General features: G+C 61.6%; 31 protein-coding genes. All 31 read left to right on the top strand.

Annotation, left to right across the window (positions count from 1 at the left end; translation table 11 throughout):
* Positions 1–449: 449 nt before the first annotated feature.
* The 31 genes from rpsL to rplQ all read left to right on the top strand — a co-directional run bounded on the left by rpsL (position 450) and on the right by rplQ (position 19590).
* Positions 450–821, top strand: a complete 372-nt coding sequence (rpsL, locus tag EN949_RS08110; RefSeq protein WP_006333356.1) for a 30S ribosomal protein S12 — start codon at positions 450–452, stop codon at positions 819–821.
* A 76-nt stretch (positions 822–897) separates the two neighbouring features.
* On the top strand, positions 898–1368 hold the full coding sequence (gene rpsG, locus EN949_RS08105; RefSeq protein WP_008875664.1) for a 30S ribosomal protein S7: 471 nt from the start codon (positions 898–900) through the stop codon (positions 1366–1368).
* A 29-nt stretch (positions 1369–1397) separates the two neighbouring features.
* Complete coding sequence (gene fusA, locus EN949_RS08100; RefSeq protein WP_013531421.1) at positions 1398–3488, top strand: elongation factor G; 2091 nt, start codon at positions 1398–1400, stop codon at positions 3486–3488.
* Positions 3489–3587: 99 nt separating this feature from the next.
* A complete protein-coding gene (gene tuf, locus EN949_RS08095) occupies positions 3588–4763 on the top strand; it encodes an elongation factor Tu (protein WP_013531404.1) in 1176 nt (391 codons plus the stop codon).
* A 69-nt stretch (positions 4764–4832) separates the two neighbouring features.
* On the top strand, positions 4833–5141 hold the full coding sequence (rpsJ, locus tag EN949_RS08090; RefSeq protein ID WP_010909272.1) for a 30S ribosomal protein S10: 309 nt from the start codon (positions 4833–4835) through the stop codon (positions 5139–5141).
* Between the two features lie 61 nt (positions 5142–5202).
* Positions 5203–5931, top strand: coding sequence for a 50S ribosomal protein L3 (gene rplC / locus EN949_RS08085; protein ID WP_013531422.1), 729 nt, complete (start codon positions 5203–5205; stop codon positions 5929–5931).
* Positions 5931–6551: a 50S ribosomal protein L4 gene (gene rplD, locus EN949_RS08080; RefSeq protein ID WP_013531423.1), complete on the top strand. Its 621-nt coding sequence runs from the start codon at positions 5931–5933 to the stop codon at positions 6549–6551. The genes rplC and rplD overlap by 1 nt, the downstream gene beginning before the upstream one ends.
* Positions 6548–6841 carry a 50S ribosomal protein L23 gene (locus EN949_RS08075; protein WP_013531424.1) on the top strand — a complete coding sequence of 98 codons (294 nt, stop codon included), beginning with the start codon at positions 6548–6550 and terminating at the stop codon, positions 6839–6841. Before rplD ends, EN949_RS08075 begins: the two co-directional genes overlap by 4 nt.
* 22 nt (positions 6842–6863) lie before the next feature.
* A complete protein-coding gene (gene rplB, locus EN949_RS08070) occupies positions 6864–7697 on the top strand; it encodes a 50S ribosomal protein L2 (RefSeq protein WP_024505067.1) in 834 nt (277 codons plus the stop codon).
* Between the two features lie 16 nt (positions 7698–7713).
* Positions 7714–7992 carry a 30S ribosomal protein S19 gene (gene rpsS / locus EN949_RS08065; protein WP_006205463.1) on the top strand — a complete coding sequence of 93 codons (279 nt, stop codon included), beginning with the start codon at positions 7714–7716 and terminating at the stop codon, positions 7990–7992.
* Between the two features lie 2 nt (positions 7993–7994).
* A complete protein-coding gene (gene rplV, locus EN949_RS08060; RefSeq protein WP_006205462.1) occupies positions 7995–8384 on the top strand; it encodes a 50S ribosomal protein L22 in 390 nt (129 codons plus the stop codon).
* Positions 8384–9109, top strand: a complete 726-nt coding sequence (gene rpsC, locus EN949_RS08055; protein ID WP_013531426.1) for a 30S ribosomal protein S3 — start codon at positions 8384–8386, stop codon at positions 9107–9109. Before rplV ends, rpsC begins: the two co-directional genes overlap by 1 nt.
* A gap of 27 nt (positions 9110–9136) precedes the next feature.
* On the top strand, positions 9137–9550 hold the full coding sequence (rplP, locus tag EN949_RS08050; protein ID WP_013531427.1) for a 50S ribosomal protein L16: 414 nt from the start codon (positions 9137–9139) through the stop codon (positions 9548–9550).
* Between the two features lie 13 nt (positions 9551–9563).
* A complete protein-coding gene (gene rpmC / locus EN949_RS08045) occupies positions 9564–9764 on the top strand; it encodes a 50S ribosomal protein L29 (protein WP_006205459.1) in 201 nt (66 codons plus the stop codon).
* An 11-nt stretch (positions 9765–9775) separates the two neighbouring features.
* Positions 9776–10015, top strand: a complete 240-nt coding sequence (gene rpsQ / locus EN949_RS08040) for a 30S ribosomal protein S17 (RefSeq protein ID WP_010909280.1) — start codon at positions 9776–9778, stop codon at positions 10013–10015.
* Positions 10016–10098: 83 nt separating this feature from the next.
* Positions 10099–10467 carry a 50S ribosomal protein L14 gene (gene rplN / locus EN949_RS08035; RefSeq protein ID WP_006205457.1) on the top strand — a complete coding sequence of 123 codons (369 nt, stop codon included), beginning with the start codon at positions 10099–10101 and terminating at the stop codon, positions 10465–10467.
* Between the two features lie 12 nt (positions 10468–10479).
* Positions 10480–10794 carry a 50S ribosomal protein L24 gene (gene rplX, locus EN949_RS08030; protein ID WP_013531428.1) on the top strand — a complete coding sequence of 105 codons (315 nt, stop codon included), beginning with the start codon at positions 10480–10482 and terminating at the stop codon, positions 10792–10794.
* Complete coding sequence (rplE, locus tag EN949_RS08025; protein WP_013531429.1) at positions 10787–11386, top strand: 50S ribosomal protein L5; 600 nt, start codon at positions 10787–10789, stop codon at positions 11384–11386. Before rplX ends, rplE begins: the two co-directional genes overlap by 8 nt.
* Positions 11387–11413: 27 nt before the next feature.
* Positions 11414–11719 (top strand): 30S ribosomal protein S14, encoded by a 306-nt coding sequence (rpsN, locus tag EN949_RS08020; RefSeq protein WP_013895695.1) that lies wholly within the window; start codon positions 11414–11416, stop codon positions 11717–11719.
* Positions 11720–11731: 12 nt separating this feature from the next.
* Entirely contained in the window at positions 11732–12130 is a 399-nt protein-coding gene (rpsH, locus tag EN949_RS08015; protein ID WP_013531431.1) for a 30S ribosomal protein S8, read from the top strand.
* Between the two features lie 89 nt (positions 12131–12219).
* Positions 12220–12753 (top strand): 50S ribosomal protein L6, encoded by a 534-nt coding sequence (gene rplF / locus EN949_RS08010; protein ID WP_013531432.1) that lies wholly within the window; start codon positions 12220–12222, stop codon positions 12751–12753.
* 138 nt (positions 12754–12891) lie between these two features.
* Positions 12892–13251: a 50S ribosomal protein L18 gene (gene rplR / locus EN949_RS08005; RefSeq protein ID WP_013531433.1), complete on the top strand. Its 360-nt coding sequence runs from the start codon at positions 12892–12894 to the stop codon at positions 13249–13251.
* Between the two features lie 148 nt (positions 13252–13399).
* Positions 13400–13963: a 30S ribosomal protein S5 gene (gene rpsE, locus EN949_RS08000; protein WP_006333394.1), complete on the top strand. Its 564-nt coding sequence runs from the start codon at positions 13400–13402 to the stop codon at positions 13961–13963.
* A 24-nt stretch (positions 13964–13987) separates the two neighbouring features.
* Positions 13988–14185 (top strand): 50S ribosomal protein L30, encoded by a 198-nt coding sequence (gene rpmD / locus EN949_RS07995; protein WP_006205449.1) that lies wholly within the window; start codon positions 13988–13990, stop codon positions 14183–14185.
* Between the two features lie 22 nt (positions 14186–14207).
* Entirely contained in the window at positions 14208–14684 is a 477-nt protein-coding gene (gene rplO, locus EN949_RS07990; protein ID WP_013531434.1) for a 50S ribosomal protein L15, read from the top strand.
* Between the two features lie 192 nt (positions 14685–14876).
* Positions 14877–16217 carry a preprotein translocase subunit SecY gene (gene secY / locus EN949_RS07985; protein WP_013531435.1) on the top strand — a complete coding sequence of 447 codons (1341 nt, stop codon included), beginning with the start codon at positions 14877–14879 and terminating at the stop codon, positions 16215–16217.
* Positions 16214–16810 (top strand): adenylate kinase, encoded by a 597-nt coding sequence (locus tag EN949_RS07980; RefSeq protein WP_013531436.1) that lies wholly within the window; start codon positions 16214–16216, stop codon positions 16808–16810. Before secY ends, EN949_RS07980 begins: the two co-directional genes overlap by 4 nt.
* 210 nt (positions 16811–17020) lie before the next feature.
* On the top strand, positions 17021–17389 hold the full coding sequence (rpsM, locus tag EN949_RS07975; protein WP_013531437.1) for a 30S ribosomal protein S13: 369 nt from the start codon (positions 17021–17023) through the stop codon (positions 17387–17389).
* A 162-nt stretch (positions 17390–17551) separates the two neighbouring features.
* Entirely contained in the window at positions 17552–17941 is a 390-nt protein-coding gene (gene rpsK / locus EN949_RS07970; protein WP_006205444.1) for a 30S ribosomal protein S11, read from the top strand.
* A 102-nt stretch (positions 17942–18043) separates the two neighbouring features.
* On the top strand, positions 18044–19054 hold the full coding sequence (locus tag EN949_RS07965) for a DNA-directed RNA polymerase subunit alpha (protein WP_013531438.1): 1011 nt from the start codon (positions 18044–18046) through the stop codon (positions 19052–19054).
* A 104-nt stretch (positions 19055–19158) separates the two neighbouring features.
* The gene (gene rplQ, locus EN949_RS07960; RefSeq protein ID WP_013531439.1) at positions 19159–19590 is read left to right on the top strand and encodes a 50S ribosomal protein L17; all 432 of its coding nucleotides are present in this window, start codon (positions 19159–19161) and stop codon (positions 19588–19590) included.
* Positions 19591–19613 lie beyond the last annotated feature (23 nt).

Below are 19613 nucleotides of genomic sequence, written 5' to 3'. Positions count from 1 at the left end.
GCTCATGCGGCCTTTTCGCATGAAGCAAGGCCGCGCAACAGCGCAAACCCATTCACTTTGCCTGAAGGCTTGTCACTTTCTTCCTCGCTCTTGCAGAAATGCGAAAGAAAATTACATGCGGTTTTCGCATGGCTGCCAAGCCTTGGTCGGCGCGCAATATTTGGTGCTCCGGGCTTGACGGTCCGCGGTCTTACGGGTAGAAGCCGCCCAGTCAGAACCGATGTGAGGCTCTCCCTTCCGAAGCGACACGCTTTGGAGTTTGCCTCAAACAGGGTTCGTTTTACGAGCGAAAAGACATTTCCGGCGTGCACGAAGCGGCTTCCGCTTCCTCTGCCTTTTGTTCGGGCAAGACCGCGAGGCGCGGTTTATGGCCCGAATTTGCGTATGGAAATGACGCTTTGAGCGGCCCTGACCGGGCGAGACACGGAATTGAGAGACAAGAGGGTTTAATGCCTACCGTCAACCAGCTGATCCGCAAGCCGCGCATTGCGCCGGTGAAGCGCAACAAGGTCCCGGCCATGCAGCAGAACCCGCAGAAGCGGGGCGTCTGCACGCGCGTCTATACAACGACGCCGAAGAAGCCGAACTCGGCGCTGCGCAAGGTGGCCAAGATCCGCCTGACCAATGGTTTTGAAGTGATCGGGTACATCCCCGGCGAAGGCCACAACCTTCAGGAACACTCCGTGGTGATGATCCGCGGCGGCCGCGTCAAGGATCTTCCGGGCGTTCGCTACCACATCATCCGCGGCGTGCTCGACACGCAGGGTGTGAAGAACCGCAAGCAGCGCCGTTCGAAGTACGGCGCCAAGCGCCCGAAGTAAGGGGCGTCCGAAGTAAGATTTTCCGGCCTTGGCGCTCCTTGAGTGCGTCGGGCTATGAGATTGAGAGACAAAAGCCATGTCGCGTCGTCACAGTGCAGAAAAGCGTGAGATCAATCCGGACCCGAAGTTCGGCGATCTGATCGTCACCAAGTTCATGAACGCCGTCATGTATGACGGCAAGAAGTCGGTCGCCGAGACCATCGTCTACGGCGCGCTCGACCAGGTTCAGTCGAAGACCAAGCAGGAGCCGGTCACCGTCTTCCATCAGGCGCTCGACAATGTCGCGCCGCATGTGGAAGTGCGTTCGCGCCGTGTCGGCGGCGCCACCTACCAGGTTCCGGTCGACGTGCGCCCCGAGCGCCGCCAGGCATTGGCCATTCGCTGGCTGATTGCTGCGGCCCGCAACCGCAACGAGACCACGATGGTCGACCGCCTCTCCGGCGAGCTGATGGACGCGGCCAACAACCGCGGCACCGCTGTCAAGAAGCGTGAAGACACCCACAAGATGGCTGAAGCCAACCGCGCTTTCGCGCACTACCGCTGGTAAAGCGCGAACGAGACTGAGAGGCAGCTACGATGGCCCGCGAATACAAAATCGAAGACTACCGCAATTTCGGTATCATGGCGCATATTGACGCCGGTAAGACGACGACCACCGAGCGCGTCCTCTACTACACGGGCAAGTCGCACAAGATCGGCGAAGTCCACGACGGCGCTGCCACCATGGATTGGATGGAGCAGGAGCAGGAGCGCGGCATCACCATCACGTCCGCCGCGACCACGACCTTCTGGAAGGCTCGTGACGGCAAGATGCACCGCTTCAACATCATCGACACCCCCGGCCACGTCGACTTCACCATCGAGGTCGAGCGTTCGCTGCGCGTGCTCGACGGCGCCATCGCGCTGCTCGATGCCAATGCCGGTGTTGAGCCGCAGACCGAGACTGTCTGGCGCCAGGCCGACAAGTATCGCGTTCCGCGCATGATCTTCTGCAACAAGATGGACAAGATCGGCGCCGACTTCTATCGCTCGGTCGAGATGATCGGCTCGCGCCTCGGTGCGCATGCTGTTGTCATGCAGCTGCCGATTGGCGCCGAGACCGAGTTCAAGGGCGTTGTCGACCTCGTCGAGATGAACGCGCTGGTCTGGCGCGACGAGACGCTGGGCGCTGCCTGGGATATCGTCGAGATCCCGGACGACCTCAAGGCTCGTGCCGAAGAATACCGCGAGAAGATGATCGAGGCTGCCGTCGAAATGGACGAGACGGCGCTTGAGAATTACCTCGAAGGCAAGATGCCGTCGAATGACGAGATTCGCGCGCTGATCCGCAAGGGCACCATCGCGGTCAAGTTCTACCCGATGTTCTGTGGCTCGGCCTTCAAGAACAAGGGCGTGCAGCCGCTGCTCGACGCCGTCGTCGAATATCTGCCGTCGCCGGCCGATGTTCCCGCCATCAAGGGCGTCGATGCCAAGACCGACGCCGAGATCGAGCGTCATGCCGACGACAACGAGCCGCTGTCGATGCTCGCCTTCAAGATCATGAACGACCCGTTCGTCGGTTCGCTGACCTTTGCGCGCATCTATTCGGGCAGGCTCACCAAGGGCATCTCGGTCGACAACACCGTGAAGGGCAAGAAAGAGCGCATCGGCCGCATGCTGCAGATGCATGCGAACTCGCGCGCCGACGTCGAAGAGGCTTTTGCCGGCGATATCGTTGCTCTTGCCGGTCTCAAGGACACGACCACCGGCGACACGCTGAGCGATCCGCTGCATCCGGTCATTCTCGAGCGCATGGAATTCCCCGATCCGGTCATCCAGATCGCCATCGAGCCGAAGACCAAGAACGACCAGGAAAAGATGGGCCTCGCCCTTCACCGCCTGGCCGCCGAGGATCCGTCCTTCCGCGTCAAGACCGACGAGGAAAGCGGCCAGACCATCATTTCCGGCATGGGCGAACTCCACCTCGACATCATCGTCGACCGCATGCGTCGCGAGTTCAAGGTCGAGGCCAATGTCGGCGCACCACAGGTGGCCTATCGCGAGACGATCACCCGCAAGCACGAGCAGGACTACACGCACAAGAAGCAGACCGGCGGTACCGGTCAGTTCGCTCGCGTCAAGATCCTGTTCGAGCCGAACCCCGATAGCAGCGAGTTCGAGTTCGATACCAAGATCGTCGGCGGCGCCGTGCCGAAGGAATACATCCCTGGTGTCGAAAAGGGCATCAACAGCGTCATGACCTCGGGTCCGTTCGCGGGCTTCCCGATGATCGGCGTCAAGGCGACCCTCATCGACGGCGCTTACCACGATGTCGACTCCAGCGTTCTGGCCTTCGAAATCGCCGGCCGCGCCTGCTTCCGTGAAGCAGCACCCAAGCTTGGCGTGCAGCTGCTCGAGCCGATCATGAAGGTCGAAGTCGTGACGCCGGAAGACTATGTCGGCAGCGTCATCGGCGATCTGAACGGTCGTCGTGGCCAGATCCAGGGTCAGGAAGCACGTGGTGTCGCCGTGGTCATCAACGCGATGGTGCCGCTCGCCAACATGTTCAAGTATGTCGACAACCTGCGCTCGATGAGCCAGGGCCGTGCGGCCTACACGATGCAGTTCGATCACTACGAGCCGGTCCCGACCGCAGTGGCCCAGGAAGTCCAGAAGAAATACGCGTAAGGGTTCCTTAGCCATCGACGTCGCGTCTCTTGCGCGGTGCCGGATCTGAAGAGCGAATAACAATTTCCCCCAAGCGGGTAGAATAGACGGAGAACGATTATGGCCAAAGGTAAATTCGAGCGTAACAAGCCTCACGTGAACATCGGCACGATTGGCCACGTCGACCATGGCAAGACGTCGCTGACGGCGGCGATCACCAAGTATTTTGGCGAATACAAGCGCTACGACCAGATCGACGCTGCCCCTGAAGAGAAGGCGCGCGGCATCACGATCTCGACGGCTCACGTCGAATACGAGACGGCCAACCGCCACTACGCTCACGTCGACTGCCCCGGCCACGCCGACTATGTGAAGAACATGATCACCGGCGCCGCGCAGATGGACGGCGCGATCCTGGTCGTGTCGGCTGCCGACGGCCCGATGCCGCAGACCCGCGAGCACATCCTGCTGGCCCGTCAGGTCGGCGTGCCGTCGATCGTGGTGTTCCTGAACAAGGTCGACCAGGTCGACGACGCCGAGCTGCTCGAACTGGTCGAGCTCGAGGTTCGCGAGCTTCTGACCAAGAACGAATTCCCCGGCGACGACATTCCGATCGTCAAGGGTTCGGCTCTGGCTGCTCTCGAAGACTCGGACAAGAAGATCGGTGAAGACGCGATCCGCGAGCTGATGGCTGCGGTCGATGCCTACATCCCGACGCCGGTCCGTCCGCTCGACAAGCCGTTCCTGATGCCGATCGAAGACGTGTTCTCGATCTCGGGCCGCGGCACGGTCGTGACCGGCCGCGTCGAGCGCGGCGTGGTCAAGGTCGGCGAGGAACTCGAAATCATCGGCATCCGTCCGACGACCAAGACGACCTGCACGGGCGTGGAAATGTTCCGCAAGCTGCTCGATCAGGGCCAGGCTGGCGACAACATCGGCGCGCTGCTGCGCGGCGTTGATCGTGAAGGTGTCGAGCGCGGCCAGGTTCTGGCCAAGCCGGGCACGGTGAAGCCGCACAAGAAGTTCGTGGCCGAAGCCTACATCCTGACCAAGGACGAAGGTGGCCGTCACACGCCGTTCTTCACCAACTACCGTCCGCAGTTCTACTTCCGCACGACCGACGTGACCGGCATCGTGTCGCTGCCGGAAGGCACCGAGATGGTGATGCCGGGCGACAACATCACGGTCGATGTCGAGCTGATCGTGCCGATCGCCATGGAAGAGAAGCTGCGCTTCGCTATCCGTGAAGGCGGCCGCACCGTCGGTGCCGGCATCGTCGTCACCATCAAAGAGTAATTTGGACTTAAACCGATCTGTCGCGGGCGCGGGAGTTGCCCGCGCCGCGCCAGAACAAGGAAGTGACGCATGAACGGACAGAATATCCGCATCCGCCTTAAGGCGTTTGACCACCGCGTGCTCGACGCCTCGACGAAGGAAATCGTGTCGACGGCCAAGCGTACCGGTGCAAACGTCCGCGGCCCCATTCCGCTGCCGACGCGGATCGAAAAGTTCACGGTCAACCGGTCGCCTCACGTCGACAAGAAGAGCCGCGAGCAGTTCGAGATGCGCACGCACAAGCGTCTGCTCGACATCGTCGATCCGACCCCGCAGACGGTCGATGCTTTGATGAAGCTCGATCTGGCCGCCGGCGTCGACGTCGAGATCAAGCTCTAAGGGAATGAGAGCGCGGTAAGGGGCGGTGCCCCTGGCCCGGAACTCTAAAGGAATTGAACCGATGCGTTCAGGTGTGATTGCAAAGAAGGTGGGAATGACCCGCATCTATAACGATGCCGGGGAACATGTTCCCGTCACCGTTCTCCTGATGGAGAACTGCCAGGTCGTGGCCCAGCGCACGCAAGAGAAGAATGGCTACACCGCCGTTCAGCTCGGCGTTGGCCTTGCCAAGGTGAAGAACACGTCGAAGGCGATGCGCGGCCATTTCGCGACCGCTTCCGTCGAGCCGAAGGCGAAGGTCGCAGAGTTCCGCGTCTCCGCCGACAACATGATCGATGTCGGCGCCGAGATCACCGTCGAGCACTTCGTCGCCGGCCAGAAGGTCGATGTGACGGGCACGACGATCGGCAAGGGCTTTCAGGGCGTCATCAAGCGCCACCACATGGGCGGTGGCCGTGCAACGCACGGTAACTCGGTTTCGCACCGTACGCACGGTTCGACCGGCCAGCGCCAGGACCCGGGCAAAGTGTTCAAGGGCAAGCATATGGCTGGCCACATGGGCGACACCCGCGTCACCACGCAGAATGTCGAGATCGTATCGACCGACGCCGACCGCGGCCTGATCCTGATCCGCGGTGCGGTTCCCGGATCGAAGGGCGCCTGGATCCTGGTCCGCGATGCGGCCAAGGTGGCACTGCCGGCCAATGCGCCGAAGCCTGCCGCGATCCGCGCCGTTGCTGCCGAAAGTGGCGCCAAGAACGAGGCTCCGGCCACAGAGGGAGCGGAATAATGGATCTCAAGATCACAACGCTGGGCGGCAAGGACGCCGGCAAGGTGGAACTCTCCGACGAGATTTTCGGCCTTGATCCGCGCGAAGACATCCTGCAGCGCGTCGTGCGCTGGCAGCTTGCCAAGAAGCAGCAGGGCACGCACAAGACCAAGGGTCGCGCCGAGATCGCGCGCACCGGCGCCAAGATGTACAAGCAGAAGGGTACGGGCCGCGCCCGTCACCATTCGGCACGCGCTCCGCAGTTCCGCGGCGGCGGCAAGGCCCACGGCCCGGTCGTTCGCAGCCACGAGCACGAACTGCCGAAGAAGGTTCGCGCTCTCGGCCTCAAGCATGCTCTCTCGGCCAAGGCCAAGAGCGCGTCGATCATCATCATCGACGAGCTGAAGCTGACCGAGGCCAAGACGAAGGCGCTGATCGCGAATTTCGCGACGCTGGGCCTGACCAATGCTTTGCTGATCGGCGGCGCCGAGCTTGACAAGAACTTCAAGCTGGCGGCGACGAACATCCCCAACATCGACGTGCTGCCCATCCAGGGCATCAACGTCTACGACATTCTGCGCCGCGGCACGCTGGTCCTTTCGAAGGCCGCCGTCGAGGCTCTCGAGGAGCGTTTTAAATGACCGACCTTCGTCATTACGACGTGATCGTCTCGCCGGCGATCACCGAAAAGTCGACCATGGCCTCCGAGCAGAACAAGGTCGTCTTCAACGTCGCCAAGAAGGCGTCGAAGCCGGAAATCAAGGCCGCCGTCGAAGCGCTGTTCGGCGTCAAGGTGATGGCCGTGAACACGCTTGTCCGCAAGGGCAAGATCAAGCGCTTCCGTGGCACGGTTGGCCGCCAGAGCGACGTCAAGAAGGCGGTTGTGACGCTGGCCGATGGCCAGTCGATCGACGTCGCGACGGGTCTCTGAGCAAGGCCGCGAGGACAGAACAATGGCACTGAAAAAATTCAACCCGGTAACGCCCAGCACCCGTCAGCTGGTCATCGTCGACCGCTCGGGCCTCTACAAGGGCAAGCCCGTCAAGGGTCTGACCGAAGGCCTGACCAAGTCGGGCGGCCGCAACAATCACGGTCGCATCACCGCCCGCTTCATCGGCGGTGGTCACAAGCGTTCGTACCGCATCATCGACTTCAAGCGCCGCAAGTTCGACGTCGTCGGCACGGTCGAGCGCATTGAGTACGATCCGAACCGCACCGCCTTCATCGCGCTGATCAAGTATGACGATGGCGAGCTGTCCTACATCATCGCTCCGCAGCGTCTGGCTCCCGGCGACAAGATCGTGTCCGGTGAATCGGTCGACGTGAAGCCGGGCAATGCGATGCCGCTGGCTTCGATGCCGGTCGGCACCATCGTCCACAACATCGAGCTGAAGCCGGGCAAGGGCGCTCAGGTCGCCCGTTCGGCAGGTGGTTACGGTCAGCTGGTCGGTCGTGACCAGGGCATGGCGATCCTGCGCCTCAATTCGGGCGAGCAGCGTGTCGTTCACGGCTCCTGCATGGCCACTGTTGGCGCCGTGTCCAATCCGGACCACGGCAACATCAATGACGGCAAGGCCGGTCGCACGGTCTGGCGTGGCAAGCGCCCGCACAATCGCGGCGTGACCATGAACCCGGTCGACCATCCGCACGGCGGCGGCGAAGGCCGCACATCGGGTGGCCGCCATCCGGTTTCGCCCTGGGGCAAGCCGACCAAGGGCAAGAAGACGCGGTCCAACAAGGCGACCGACAAGTTCATCCTGCGCTCGCGCCATCAGCGCAAGAGCTAAGAAGAGGTAACGCCAAGTGACTCGTTCGATTTGGAAAGGCCCCTTCATTGACGGCTACCTTCTCAAGAAGGTGGACAAGGTTCGTGAAGGTGGTCGCAATGAGGTGATCAAGATGTGGAGCCGTCGCTCCACCATCCTGCCGCAGTTCGTCGGCTTCACCTTCGGTGTCTACAACGGCCAGAAGCATGTTCCCGTCTCGGTGAACGAGGACATGGTCGGTCACAAGTTCGGTGAATTCGCTCCGACCCGGACCTATTACGGTCACGGCGCGGATAAGAAGGCGAAGAGGAAATAATCATGGGCAAGGCCAAAGCTCCGCGCAGGCTTGCTGATAACGAAGCGCGCGCCGTATTGCGCACGATCCGTATCAGCCCGCAGAAGCTGAACCTGGTTGCCGCGCTGATCCGCGGCAAAAAGGTCGCGACAGCGCTTTCCGATCTCGAATTCTCGGCCAAGCGGATTTCCGGCACGGTCAAGAAGACGCTGGAATCGGCAATCGCCAACGCGGAAAACAACCACGACCTGGACGTCGATGCACTGATCGTGGCGGAAGCCTATGTCGGCAAGTCGATCGTCATGAAGCGGTTCCATGCCCGTGGCCGCGGTCGCGCCAGCCGTATCGAGAAGCCGTTCTCGCACCTCACGATCGTCGTTCGTGAAGTCGAAGAAAAAGGGGAGGCCGCATAATGGGCCAGAAAGTCAATCCGATCGGTCTTCGCCTCGGCATCAACCGCACCTGGGATTCGCGCTGGTTCGCGAACACCGGCGAGTACGGCAAGCTGCTGCATGAGGACATCAAGATCCGCAAGTATCTCGAGAAGGAGCTCAAGCAGGCTGCCATCTCGAAGGTCGTGATCGAGCGTCCGCACAAGAAGTGCCGCGTCACCATCCATGCCGCGCGCCCGGGTCTGATCATCGGCAAGAAGGGCGCCGACATCGAGAAGCTTCGCAAGAAGCTGATGGAGATGACGAAGTCCGAGACGCACCTCAACATCGTTGAAGTGCGCAAGCCGGAGATCGACGCGACCCTGGTCGCCCAGTCGATCGCCCAGCAGCTCGAGCGTCGTATCGCGTTCCGCCGCGCCATGAAGCGTGCCGTTCAGTCGGCGATGCGCCTCGGTGCCGAAGGCATCCGCATCAACTGCGCCGGCCGCCTCGGCGGCGCCGAGATCGCGCGCATGGAATGGTATCGCGAAGGCCGCGTGCCGCTGCATACGCTGCGTGCGGACGTCGACTACGGTACGGCCGAAGCGCACACGGCTTATGGCATCTGCGGCGTCAAGGTCTGGGTGTTCAAGGGCGAGATCCTTGAGCATGACCCGATGGCTTCGGAGCGTCGGGCCAGCGAAAGCGATGCAGCGCATGGCGGTGGTGGTGATCGCGAACGCGGTCGTCGTCGCGAAAACGCCTGAGACATTTAGGAATTTGGAGTTAGAACGATGCTGCAGCCAAAGCGCACAAAGTTCCGCAAGCAGTTCAAGGGCCGTATCCATGGTACCGCAAAGGGCGGCACCAACCTGGATTTCGGTGGTTTCGGGCTGAAGGCGCTTGAGCCGAACCGCGTCACCGCACGTGAGATCGAGGCGGCCCGCCGCGCGATCACCCGTGAAATGAAGCGCGCTGGTCGCGTCTGGATCCGTATTTTCCCGGACGTGCCGGTCACTTCGAAGCCGACCGAAGTCCGCATGGGTAAGGGCAAGGGCGCGGTCGATTACTGGGCGGCGCGCGTCAAGCCAGGCCGCATCATGTTCGAGATCGACGGCGTCAATGAAGAAACCGCCCGTGAGGCACTGCGTCTCGGCGCGGCCAAGCTCTCGGTCAAGACGCGCTTCGTGCAGCGCATCGCAGAATAAGGACGGGCTGATCATGAAAGCCGAAGACATCCGGACCAAGACCCAGGACCAGCTGACCGACGACCTGGCCAGCCTGAAGAAGGAGCAGTTCAACCTGCGCTTCCAGAAGGCCACCGGCCAGCTCGAGAAGACCGCGCGCGTGAGACAGGTTCGTAAGGACATTGCGCGTATCAAGACCATCGCTGCGGAAAAGTCCGCGGCTAAGAAGGCTTAAGGACGAAAACCATGCCAAAGCGCATTCTGCAGGGCACCGTCGTCAGCGACAAGAACGAGAAGACGGTTGTCGTCAAGGTCGAACGGCGCTTCACGCATCCCGTGATGAAGAAGACCGTGCGCATGACCAAGAAGTACAAGGCGCACGACGAGAACAACGCCCACAAGGTTGGCGATCAGGTGTTCATCCAGGAATCGAAGCCGATTTCCAAGGACAAGCGCTGGATCGTCGTGTCTTCGGACCAAGCCTGACCTCGGGCGTAAACAACGAATTTTGGACAGACCGGGGAGGGGCTTTGAGCCCATCCCGTTAGAAGAGAAGAAGGCGGCCAGTCATGATTCAGATGCAAACAAACCTCGACGTCGCGGATAATTCCGGCGCCCGTCGTGTCATGTGCATCAAGGTGCTGGGCGGCTCGAAGCGGAAATACGCTTCCGTGGGCGACATCATCGTGGTGTCGATCAAGGAAGCCATTCCGCGCGGCCGCGTGAAGAAGGGCGATGTGATGAAGGCGGTCGTGGTTCGCACGGCCAAGGACATCCGCCGCCCGGACGGCAGCGTGATCCGTTTCGACAAGAACGCGGCCGTTCTCGTCGACAACAAGAAAGAGCCGATCGGCACGCGTATCTTCGGACCGGTTCCGCGCGAACTCCGCGCCAAGAACCACATGAAGATCATCTCGCTCGCGCCTGAAGTGCTGTAAGGAGCCGGACCAATGCAAAAGATTAGAAAAGGCGACAAGGTCGTCGTGCTGGCCGGCAAGGACAAGGGCCGTTCGGGCGAAGTCCTCTCGGTACAGCCGAAGGAAGACACCGCGCTGGTGCGTGGCGTCAACATGATCCGCCGTCACCAGAAGCAGTCCCAGTCCCAAGAGGGCGGGATCATCACCAAGGAAGCGCCGATCCAGCTGTCGAACATCGCGCTGGCCGACCCCAAGGATGGCAAGCCGACCCGCGTCGGCTTCATCTTCCAGAAGGACGGCAAGAAGGTGCGCGTCGCCAAGCGCTCGGGAGAAGTCATCAATGGCTAAGGCTCAAACCACGAAGCCCAAGGCTGAAAGCAAACAGTCCAAGGCTCAGAACACGCCGCGCCTCAAGCAGGTCTACAACGAGACCATCCGCAAGGCGCTGCAGGAACAGTTCGGCTACGACAACGAGATGCAGGTTCCGCGCATCGACAAGATCGTGCTGAACATGGGCGTTGGCGAAGCGACCGCCGATTCGAAGAAGCCTTCGATCGCGGCCGAAGACCTGGCGATGATTGCCGGCCAGAAGGCCGTCGTCACCCGCGCCCGCAACTCGATCGCCGGCTTCAAGGTCCGCGAGAAGATGCCGATCGGCGCCAAGGTCACGCTGCGCAAGGAACGCATGTATGAGTTCCTCGACCGTCTCGTGAACATCGCACTGCCGCGCGTCCGCGACTTTCGCGGACTGAATCCGAAGAGCTTCGATGGCCGTGGCAACTACGCCATGGGCATCAAGGAACACATCGTGTTCCCGGAGATCAACTACGACAAGGTTGATCAGATCTGGGGCATGGACGTCATCGTTTGTACGACTGCGAAGACGGACGACGAAGCCAGGGCATTGCTCAAGGCCTTCAACTTCCCCTTCCGCCAGTAACGGCAGCGAGAAAAGGAAAAATCTGAAATGGCAAAGACCAGCTCAGTCGAGAAGAACAACAGGCGCCGCAAGCTTGCCGACCAGTACGGTCCCAAGCGGGCTGCGCTCAAGGCGATCATCATGGATCAGTCCAAGCCGATGGAAGAGCGTTTCCGCGCTCAGCTCAAGCTTGCCGCCATGCCGCGCAACTCGGCCAAGATCCGCATCCGCAACCGCTGCGAAGTCACCGGCCGTCCGCGCGCCTACTATCGCAAGCTCAAAGTATCGCGCATCGCGCTTCGTGATCTCGGCAATAACGGCCAGATCCCGGGCCTGGTCAAGTCGAGCTGGTAAGGAGGACATAACATGTCATTGAGCGATCCTCTCGGCGATATGCTGACCCGCATCCGCAACGCGTATGGCCGCAAGAAGTCGAGCGTTTCGACGCCGGCTTCGCGTCTGCGCACCCGCGTCCTCGACGTGCTGAAGGCTGAAGGCTATATCCGCGATTACAGCCAGACCGACTTCGACAACGGCAAGTCCGAAATCGAGATCGAGCTGAAGTATTTCGACGGCGCGCCGGTCGTGCGCGAAATAGCCCGCGTTTCGAAGCCAGGCCGCCGCGTCTATGTTTCGGCCAAGTCGATTCCGCAGGTCGCAAACGGCCTCGGCATCGCCATCCTTTCGACACCGAAGGGCGTGATGGCCGACCATGAAGCACGTGAACAGAACGTCGGCGGTGAGATCCTCTGCCAGATCTTCTGATCTGGCAGTTGACCGCAAAGTGGAATCCGGTCTTCGGATCGTTCCCGAAGACAGAGACCTGAAACAAGAGAAGTGACGAGGACAACAAAATGTCTCGTATTGGAAAGAAACCCGTTTCGCTGCCGCAGGGCGTGACCGCGACCGTCAACGGCCAGACCGTGACGGCGAAGGGCCCCAAGGGTGAGCTGAAGTTCGTGGTGAACGACGAAGTGCTGGTCAAGATGGAAGGCAGCGAGATCGCTGTCCAGCCGCGCGACCAGACCAAGACCGCCCGCTCCAAGTGGGGCATGTCGCGCACGCAGATCGTCAACATCCTGCAGGGTGTCAAGGACGGTTTCGAGAAGAAGCTCGAGATCACCGGCGTCGGCTATCGCGCGGCACTTCAGGGCAAGAACCTGCAGCTGGCGCTTGGCTTCAGCCATGACGTCGTCTATGAGACGCCGCAGGGCATCACCATCACCGTGCCGAAGCCGACTGAAATCACCGTGGCCGGCATCGACAAGCAGCAGGTCGGCCAGGTTGCGGCCGAGATCCGCGAGTATCGTGGTCCCGAGCCTTACAAGGGCAAGGGCGTCCGCTACGCCGGCGAGAAGATCGTCCGCAAGGAAGGCAAGAAGAAGTAGTAGGCCTGGCCTCGAGAAGTTGAAGACTTTTCGGAAAGGGCCAAGCCAAGAGTGTAACGCCGCGGGGAGCGGTCGCGGGAGGCGCTTTCGCCTACCGCATATGGCGGCCCCCGTTTTTTGAAGGCAAGGAAGACCATCATGGGTACCAAGGAATCCACGCAGCGCCGCGCGCAGCGCGTCCGTCGTCAGATCAAGAAGGTCGCCGGCGAGCGTCCGCGTCTGTCGGTCCACCGCACGTCGAAGAACATCTATGTGCAGGTCATCGACGACGCCAAGGGCCACACCATCGCCGCCGCTTCGACGCTCGAGAAGGACTTCAAGGGTTCGCTCAAGACCGGCGCCGACACCGCTGCCGCCACCGCGATCGGCAAGCTGATCGCCGAGCGCGCCACCAAGGCCGGCGTCAAGGAAGTCGTCTTCGACCGCGGCGCTTACATCTATCACGGCCGCGTCAAGGCGCTCGCCGAGGCTGCCCGCGAAGGTGGCTTGAGCTTCTAAGCATGATCCCGAAAAGTTGCAGACTTTTCGGATAAAGATTATGCGAAGGAAATGATTTCGCCCCCGGTGACCGTTTCCCGATTTAATCGGGGCGAGGCACCGGATCTTATCAGCAACCGTGCTTCCGGAAAAAAACAAGGAACAGGATATGGCACAGGAACGTAGGGATGGCGGCCGCGGCCGCGATCGTGAAGAACGCGATGACGGCATGGTGGACAAGCTCGTCCACATCAACCGCGTCGCCAAGGTCGTCAAGGGCGGCCGTCGCTTCGGTTTTGCAGCACTCGTCGTCGTCGGCGACCAGAAGGGCCGCGTCGGCTTTGGTCACGGCAAGGCGCGCGAAGTGCCGGAAGCTATCCGCAAGGCAACTGAATCGGCCAAGCGCGACATGATTTTCGTGCCGCTGCGCTCGGGCCGTACGCTGCATCACGACGTCGAAGGACGCTGGGGTGCTGGACGCGTGCTGCTGCGCGCCGCCAAGCAAGGTACCGGCATCATCGCCGGTGGCCCGATGCGCGCTGTCTTCGAGACGCTCGGCATGCATGACGTGGTCGCCAAGTCGATGGGTTCGTCGAACCCCTACAACATGGTTCGCGCCACCTTCGACGCGCTGAAGAGCCAGATGCATCCCAAGGATGTGGCTGCTGCTCGCGGCATCAAGTATTCGACCCTTCAGGCCCGCCGCGGCACCGCCGTTGCGGCTGAAGAATAGTCGATCTGACCAGGGATTTTGACCATGGCCAAGAAAGCAACCAAGACCATCACCGTTGAGCAGATCGGTTCGCCGATCCGCCGTCCGAAGGAACAGCGCGCGACGCTGGTCGGCCTCGGCCTCAACAAGATGCACAAGCAGCGCACGCTGGAAGATACGCCCTCCGTGCGCGGCATGATCGCTGCCGTCCAGCATCTCGTCCGCGTCGTGGACGAGGGCTGAGCCAGAGCGCAGGAGAAGTCAGATGAAACTCAACGATCTGCGTGACAAGGACGGCGCGACGCACTCCAAGAAGCGTCTCGGCCGTGGTATCGGCTCCGGCTCCGGCAAGACCGGCGGTCGCGGCGTCAAGGGCCAGAAGGCGCGCTCCGGCGTCGCCATCAACGGCTTCGAGGGTGGCCAGATGCCGCTCTACCGGCGCCTGCCGAAGCGTGGCTTCAACAACATCTTCGCCAAGAGCTTCACCGTCGTGTCGCTGGCCCGCATCCAGGTGGCTATCGACGCCAAGAAGCTCGACGCCAAGGCAACCGTGACGGCTGAATCGCTGGTTGCCGCCGGCGTCATCCGCCGCGTCAAGGACGGCGTGCGCATCCTCTCGGATGGCGAGATCAAGGCGAAGCTCGCCTTTGACGTCGCCGGCGCCTCCAAGGCCGCGATCGAGAAGATCGAAAAGGCCGGCGGTTCGGTCAAGCTGCCGCAGGAAAAGGCAGCTGCCGAGTAACGGCAATTTGAAGCGCGATCGGCAGGAGTGGGATCCGTTTTTGCTCACGATTTCGCTTTGATCTGCTCAACGAGGCGGCCGCGTCAACGCGGCCGCTTGCATGTTTAGAGCCCGGAGCTTATCTCGTGAGCTTCGGTGAAACGCGCCGCCTGACCTCAGGGCCATCAAGCGTTACCAAGCGGAGAATCAGGCATGGCTTCGGCTGCTGAACAATTAGCCTCGAATCTGAATTTCTCGGCCTTCGCCAAGGCGGAGGATTTGAAGAAGCGCATCTGGTTCACGATCGGCGCGCTGCTGGTTTATCGCCTCGGCACCTACATCCCGCTTCCCGGTATCAATCCCGACGCCTTCGCCCAGGCCTTCTCTTCGCAGAGCAAGGGCGTGCTCGGCATGTTCAACATGTTCGCCGGCGGCGCCGTGCAGCGCATGGCGATCTTTGCGCTCGGCATCATGCCTTACATCTCCGCCTCCATCATCATGCAGCTGATGACCTCGGTCATCCCGTCACTGGAAGCGCTGAAGAAGGAAGGCGAACAGGGCCGCAAGGTGATCAACCAGTACACGCGCTACGGCACCGTGCTGCTTGCGCTGGTCCAGGCCTATGGCATTTCTGTCGGGCTGGAAGGCGGCAACGGCATCGTCAGCGACCCCGGCATGTTCTTCCGCATCTCGACCGTCGTCACGCTGGTCGGCGGCACCATGTTCCTGATGTGGCTGGGCGAGCAGATCACCGCCCGCGGCATCGGCAACGGTATTTCGCTGATCATCTTCTCCGGCATCGTCGCCGGCCTGCCGCACGCCATCTCCGGCACGCTGGAGCTTGGCCGCACCGGCGCGCTGTCGACCGGCCTGATCCTGGCGATCATCGTGCTGGCTATCGTCGTCATTGCGCTCATCGTGTTCTTCGAGCGCGCCCAGCGCCGCTTGCTGATCCAGTATCCGAAGCGCCAGGTCGGCAACCGGATGTTCCAAGGCGATACCTCGCATCTGCCGCTGAAGCTCAACACGTCGGGCGTCATTCCGCCGATCTTTGCCTCGTCGCTGCTTTTGCTGCCGGCCACCGTCGCCGGCTTCTCGCAGACGACGAACCTGCCGGCGTGGGCAAGCACCGTGCTCGCCTCGCTCGGCCACGGCCAGCCGCTCTACATGCTGTTTTATGCGGCGATGATCGTGTTCTTCGCCTTCTTCTACACCGCGATTGTCTTCAACCCGAAGGACACCGCCGACCAGCTCAAGAAGCATTCGGGCTTCATCCCGGGCTATCGTCCGGGCGAGCGCACCGCCGATTATATCGATTACGTTCTCACCCGCATCACCGTCGTCGGCGCCATCTATCTGGTGCTGGTGTGCCTGCTGCCGGAGTTCCTGATCTCGGCGACTGGCGTACCGTTCTACCTTGGTGGCACATCGCTTCTGATCGTGGTCAGTGTCACGCTCGATACGGTTGCGCAGATTCAGGGTCACCTGATCGCGCACCAGTATGAAGGCCTGATCAAGAAGTCGAAGCTGCGCGGGGGGAAGAAAGCCAGATGAGGTTGATATTGCTTGGGCCGCCAGGAGCGGGCAAGGGGACGCAAGCACAAAGACTGGTAGAAAAACACGGCATACCCCAGCTCTCGACGGGCGACATGCTGCGTGCTGCCGTCCAGGCAGGCACCGAGGTTGGCAAGCGCGCCAAGGCGGTGATGGATGCCGGTGAACTGGTGTCCGACGCGATCGTCAACGCGATCGTCGCTGAGCGTATCGATCAGCCCGACTGCGCCAAGGGGTTCATCCTCGACGGCTATCCGCGGACCCTGGTGCAGGCGGATGCGGTCGAGCAGATGCTGTCGGATCGCTCGCAGGGGCTCGACGCCGTCATTGAACTCGTGGTCGACGACAAGGCCCTGGTTGGCCGGATCGTCAAACGCGCCGACGAGGCGCAGGCCGCCGGCCTTCCCGTTCGCAAGGACGACAATCCGACCGTGTTCGAAGAGCGCCTGAGGGAATACTACAAGAAGACGTCGCCGCTGATTGGCTACTACTATGCCAAGGGCAAGCTCCGCAGTGTCGATGGCATGGCCGATATCGACGCCGTGACGGAACAGATCGAAGCGGTGCTCAAGGACGCGGTGCGGGGAAATTAACGATTGCACTTGACGGAGGCGGTTCGCTGCGGTATGGCGGCCCGTCTTCCTATCAGGCATGAGCTTTGCTTGTCCGCAAGGGCAAGGCAGCCGCATTGAACTGGAAACTCCCGCATGGGCCGGCCTCCACCGGACGCGGGGCAACTTAAGACAGCGCCGAGCCTACCTTGTTTTTGAGGATTGGCCGGCCCACATGGAGAAGGGAAGAACATGGCTCGTATAGCCGGCGTCAACATTCCGACCAACAAGCGCGTTGTCATTGCGCTTCAGTACATTCACGGCATTGGCAAGCGGTTCGCCCAGGAGATCGTCGACAAGGTCGGCATCCCGGCCGAGCGCCGCGTCAACCAGCTGACCGATGCGGAAGTGCTGCAGATCCGCGAGACCATCGATCGCGATTACCAGGTTGAAGGCGACCTGCGCCGCGAAGTCTCGATGAACATCAAGCGGCTCATGGACCTCGGCTGCTACCGCGGCCTGCGTCACCGCCGCTCGCTGCCGGTCCGCGGCCAGCGCACGCATACCAATGCGCGCACCCGCAAGGGCCCGGCCAAGTCGATCGCCGGCAAGAAGAAGTAATTTTTTTAGGGGAATAAGGGAGTAGGGGAGTAAGGCAGTAGGGAATGCCCGCCGGTCGGGTCGCATTTTTCCCTACTCCCTTGCTGCCCTATTCCCCTACTTCCTTACGAAGGTGGAGCCGCTGGCATTACGGCGGTGTAGAGATCAACTGAAAGGACTATCATGGCCAAGGAAGCCGCTCGTGTTCGCCGTCGCGAACGCAAGAATATCTCGTCGGGCGTTGCCCACGTCAATTCGACCTTCAACAACACGATGATCACCATCACCGATGCACAGGGCAATTCGATTGCCTGGTCGTCGGCCGGTGCCCAGGGCTTCAAGGGTTCGCGCAAGTCGACCCCGTTCGCTGCCCAGATGGCTGCCGAGGATGTTGCCAAGAAGGCCCAGGAACACGGCATGCGCATGCTCGAAGTCGAGGTCTGCGGACCCGGCTCCGGTCGTGAATCGGCACTGCGTGCCCTGCAGGCGGCCGGCTTCACCATCACCTCGATCCGTGATGTGACGCCGATCCCGCACAATGGCTGCCGCCCGCGCAAGAAGCGTCGCGTCTAAGCATTTACCGAACGCCGCGCGAGCGCCCTTGGGCGCTCCTCCGCGGCATTCCAGGTCGCCCGCCACGATTGGATGGTGGCGGGTCAACGGAAGGAAAGCATCATGATCCAGAAAAATTGGCAGGAACTGATCAAGCCGAACAAGATCGAGTTCTCGTCGAAGAAGAAGACGCTGACCACGCTGGTCGCCGAGCCTCTCGAGCGTGGCTTTGGCCTGACGCTGGGCAACGCGCTGCGCCGCGTGCTTCTGTCTTCGCTGCGCGGTGCGGCTGTTACCGCCGTGCAGATCGACGGCGTTCTACATGAATTCTCGTCCATCGCCGGTGTGCGCGAGGACGTGACCGACATCGTCTTGAATATCAAGGAAATCGCCATCCGCATGGAAGGCGATGGTCCCAAGCGCATGGTCGTTCGCAAGCAGGGACCGGGTGCGGTTCTTGCCGGCGACATCCAGACGGTTGGCGACGTCGAGATCCTCAACCCCGACCACGTCATCTGCACGCTGGACGAAGGCGCTGAAATCCGCATGGAATTCACCGTCGACACCGGCAAGGGTTACGTGCCGGCCGACCGCAACCGCGCCGAAGACGCGCCGATCGGCCTCATCCCGGTCGACAGCCTTTATTCGCCGGTCAAGAAGGTCTCCTACAAGGTCGAGAACACCCGCGAGGGCCAGGTTCTCGACTATGACAAGCTGACCATGACGATCGAGACCGACGGTTCGATCACCGGCGAGGACGCAGTGGCTTTCGCCGCCCGCATCCTGCAGGACCAGCTCGGCCTGTTCGTCAACTTCGACGAGCCGCAGAAGGAAGTCGCCGCCGAGGCCGTCACCGAGCTCGCCTTCAACCCGGCGCTGCTCAAGAAGGTCGACGAACTCGAGCTTTCGGTGCGTTCGGCCAACTGCCTGAAGAATGACAACATCGTCTATATCGGCGACCTGATCCAGAAGACCGAGGCCGAGATGCTGCGCACCCCGAACTTCGGCCGCAAGTCGCTGAACGAGATCAAGGAAGTCCTGGCGGCGATGGGCCTGCACCTCGGCATGGAAGTGCCGGACTGGCCGCCGGAAAACATCGAAGACCTCGCCAAGCGTTACGAAGACCAATATTGAGCATGAATTCCAAGGATCGGCGGCGTGGGCCGCTCGATCCGACGGTCATGCGGAAAACCATCAGAGGCCGCGGCCTCTTGAACAACTGAAGAAGGAAAAGAGCCATGCGCCACGGTTTCAAAGGCCGCCGCTTCGCCCGAAGCATTAGCCATCGCAAGTCGATGTTCGCCAACCTCGCCGTGTCGCTGCTCGAGCACGAGCAGATCGTCACAACCTTGCCGAAGGCGAAGGACCTGCGTCCGATCGTCGAGAAGCTGGTGACGCTCGGCAAGCGTGGCGACCTGCACGCCCGCCGCCAGGTCATTGCCCAGATCGGCAATGAAGGCGTCGTCAAGCGTCTGTTCGACACCATCGCGCCGCGCTACGCCAACCGCAATGGCGGCTATCTGCGCATCATGAAGGCGGGCTTCCGTCACGGTGACAACGCCGCCATGGCTGTCATCGAGTTCGTCGATCGCGACGTCTCGGCCAAGGGCGCCGGCGACCGCGCTCGCATCGAGGCCGAAAGCGCTGACGCGGACGCCGCAGCCGCATAAGGCTCGGTTTTCCCAAATGAGTT

Origin of the sequence: Mesorhizobium sp. M7A.F.Ca.US.007.01.2.1, from assembly GCF_003998165.1 — a bacterium.
In the GTDB taxonomy this organism is placed as follows: domain Bacteria; phylum Pseudomonadota; class Alphaproteobacteria; order Rhizobiales; family Rhizobiaceae; genus Mesorhizobium; species Mesorhizobium ciceri.
This window is presented reverse-complemented; position numbering and strand designations above follow the sequence as displayed.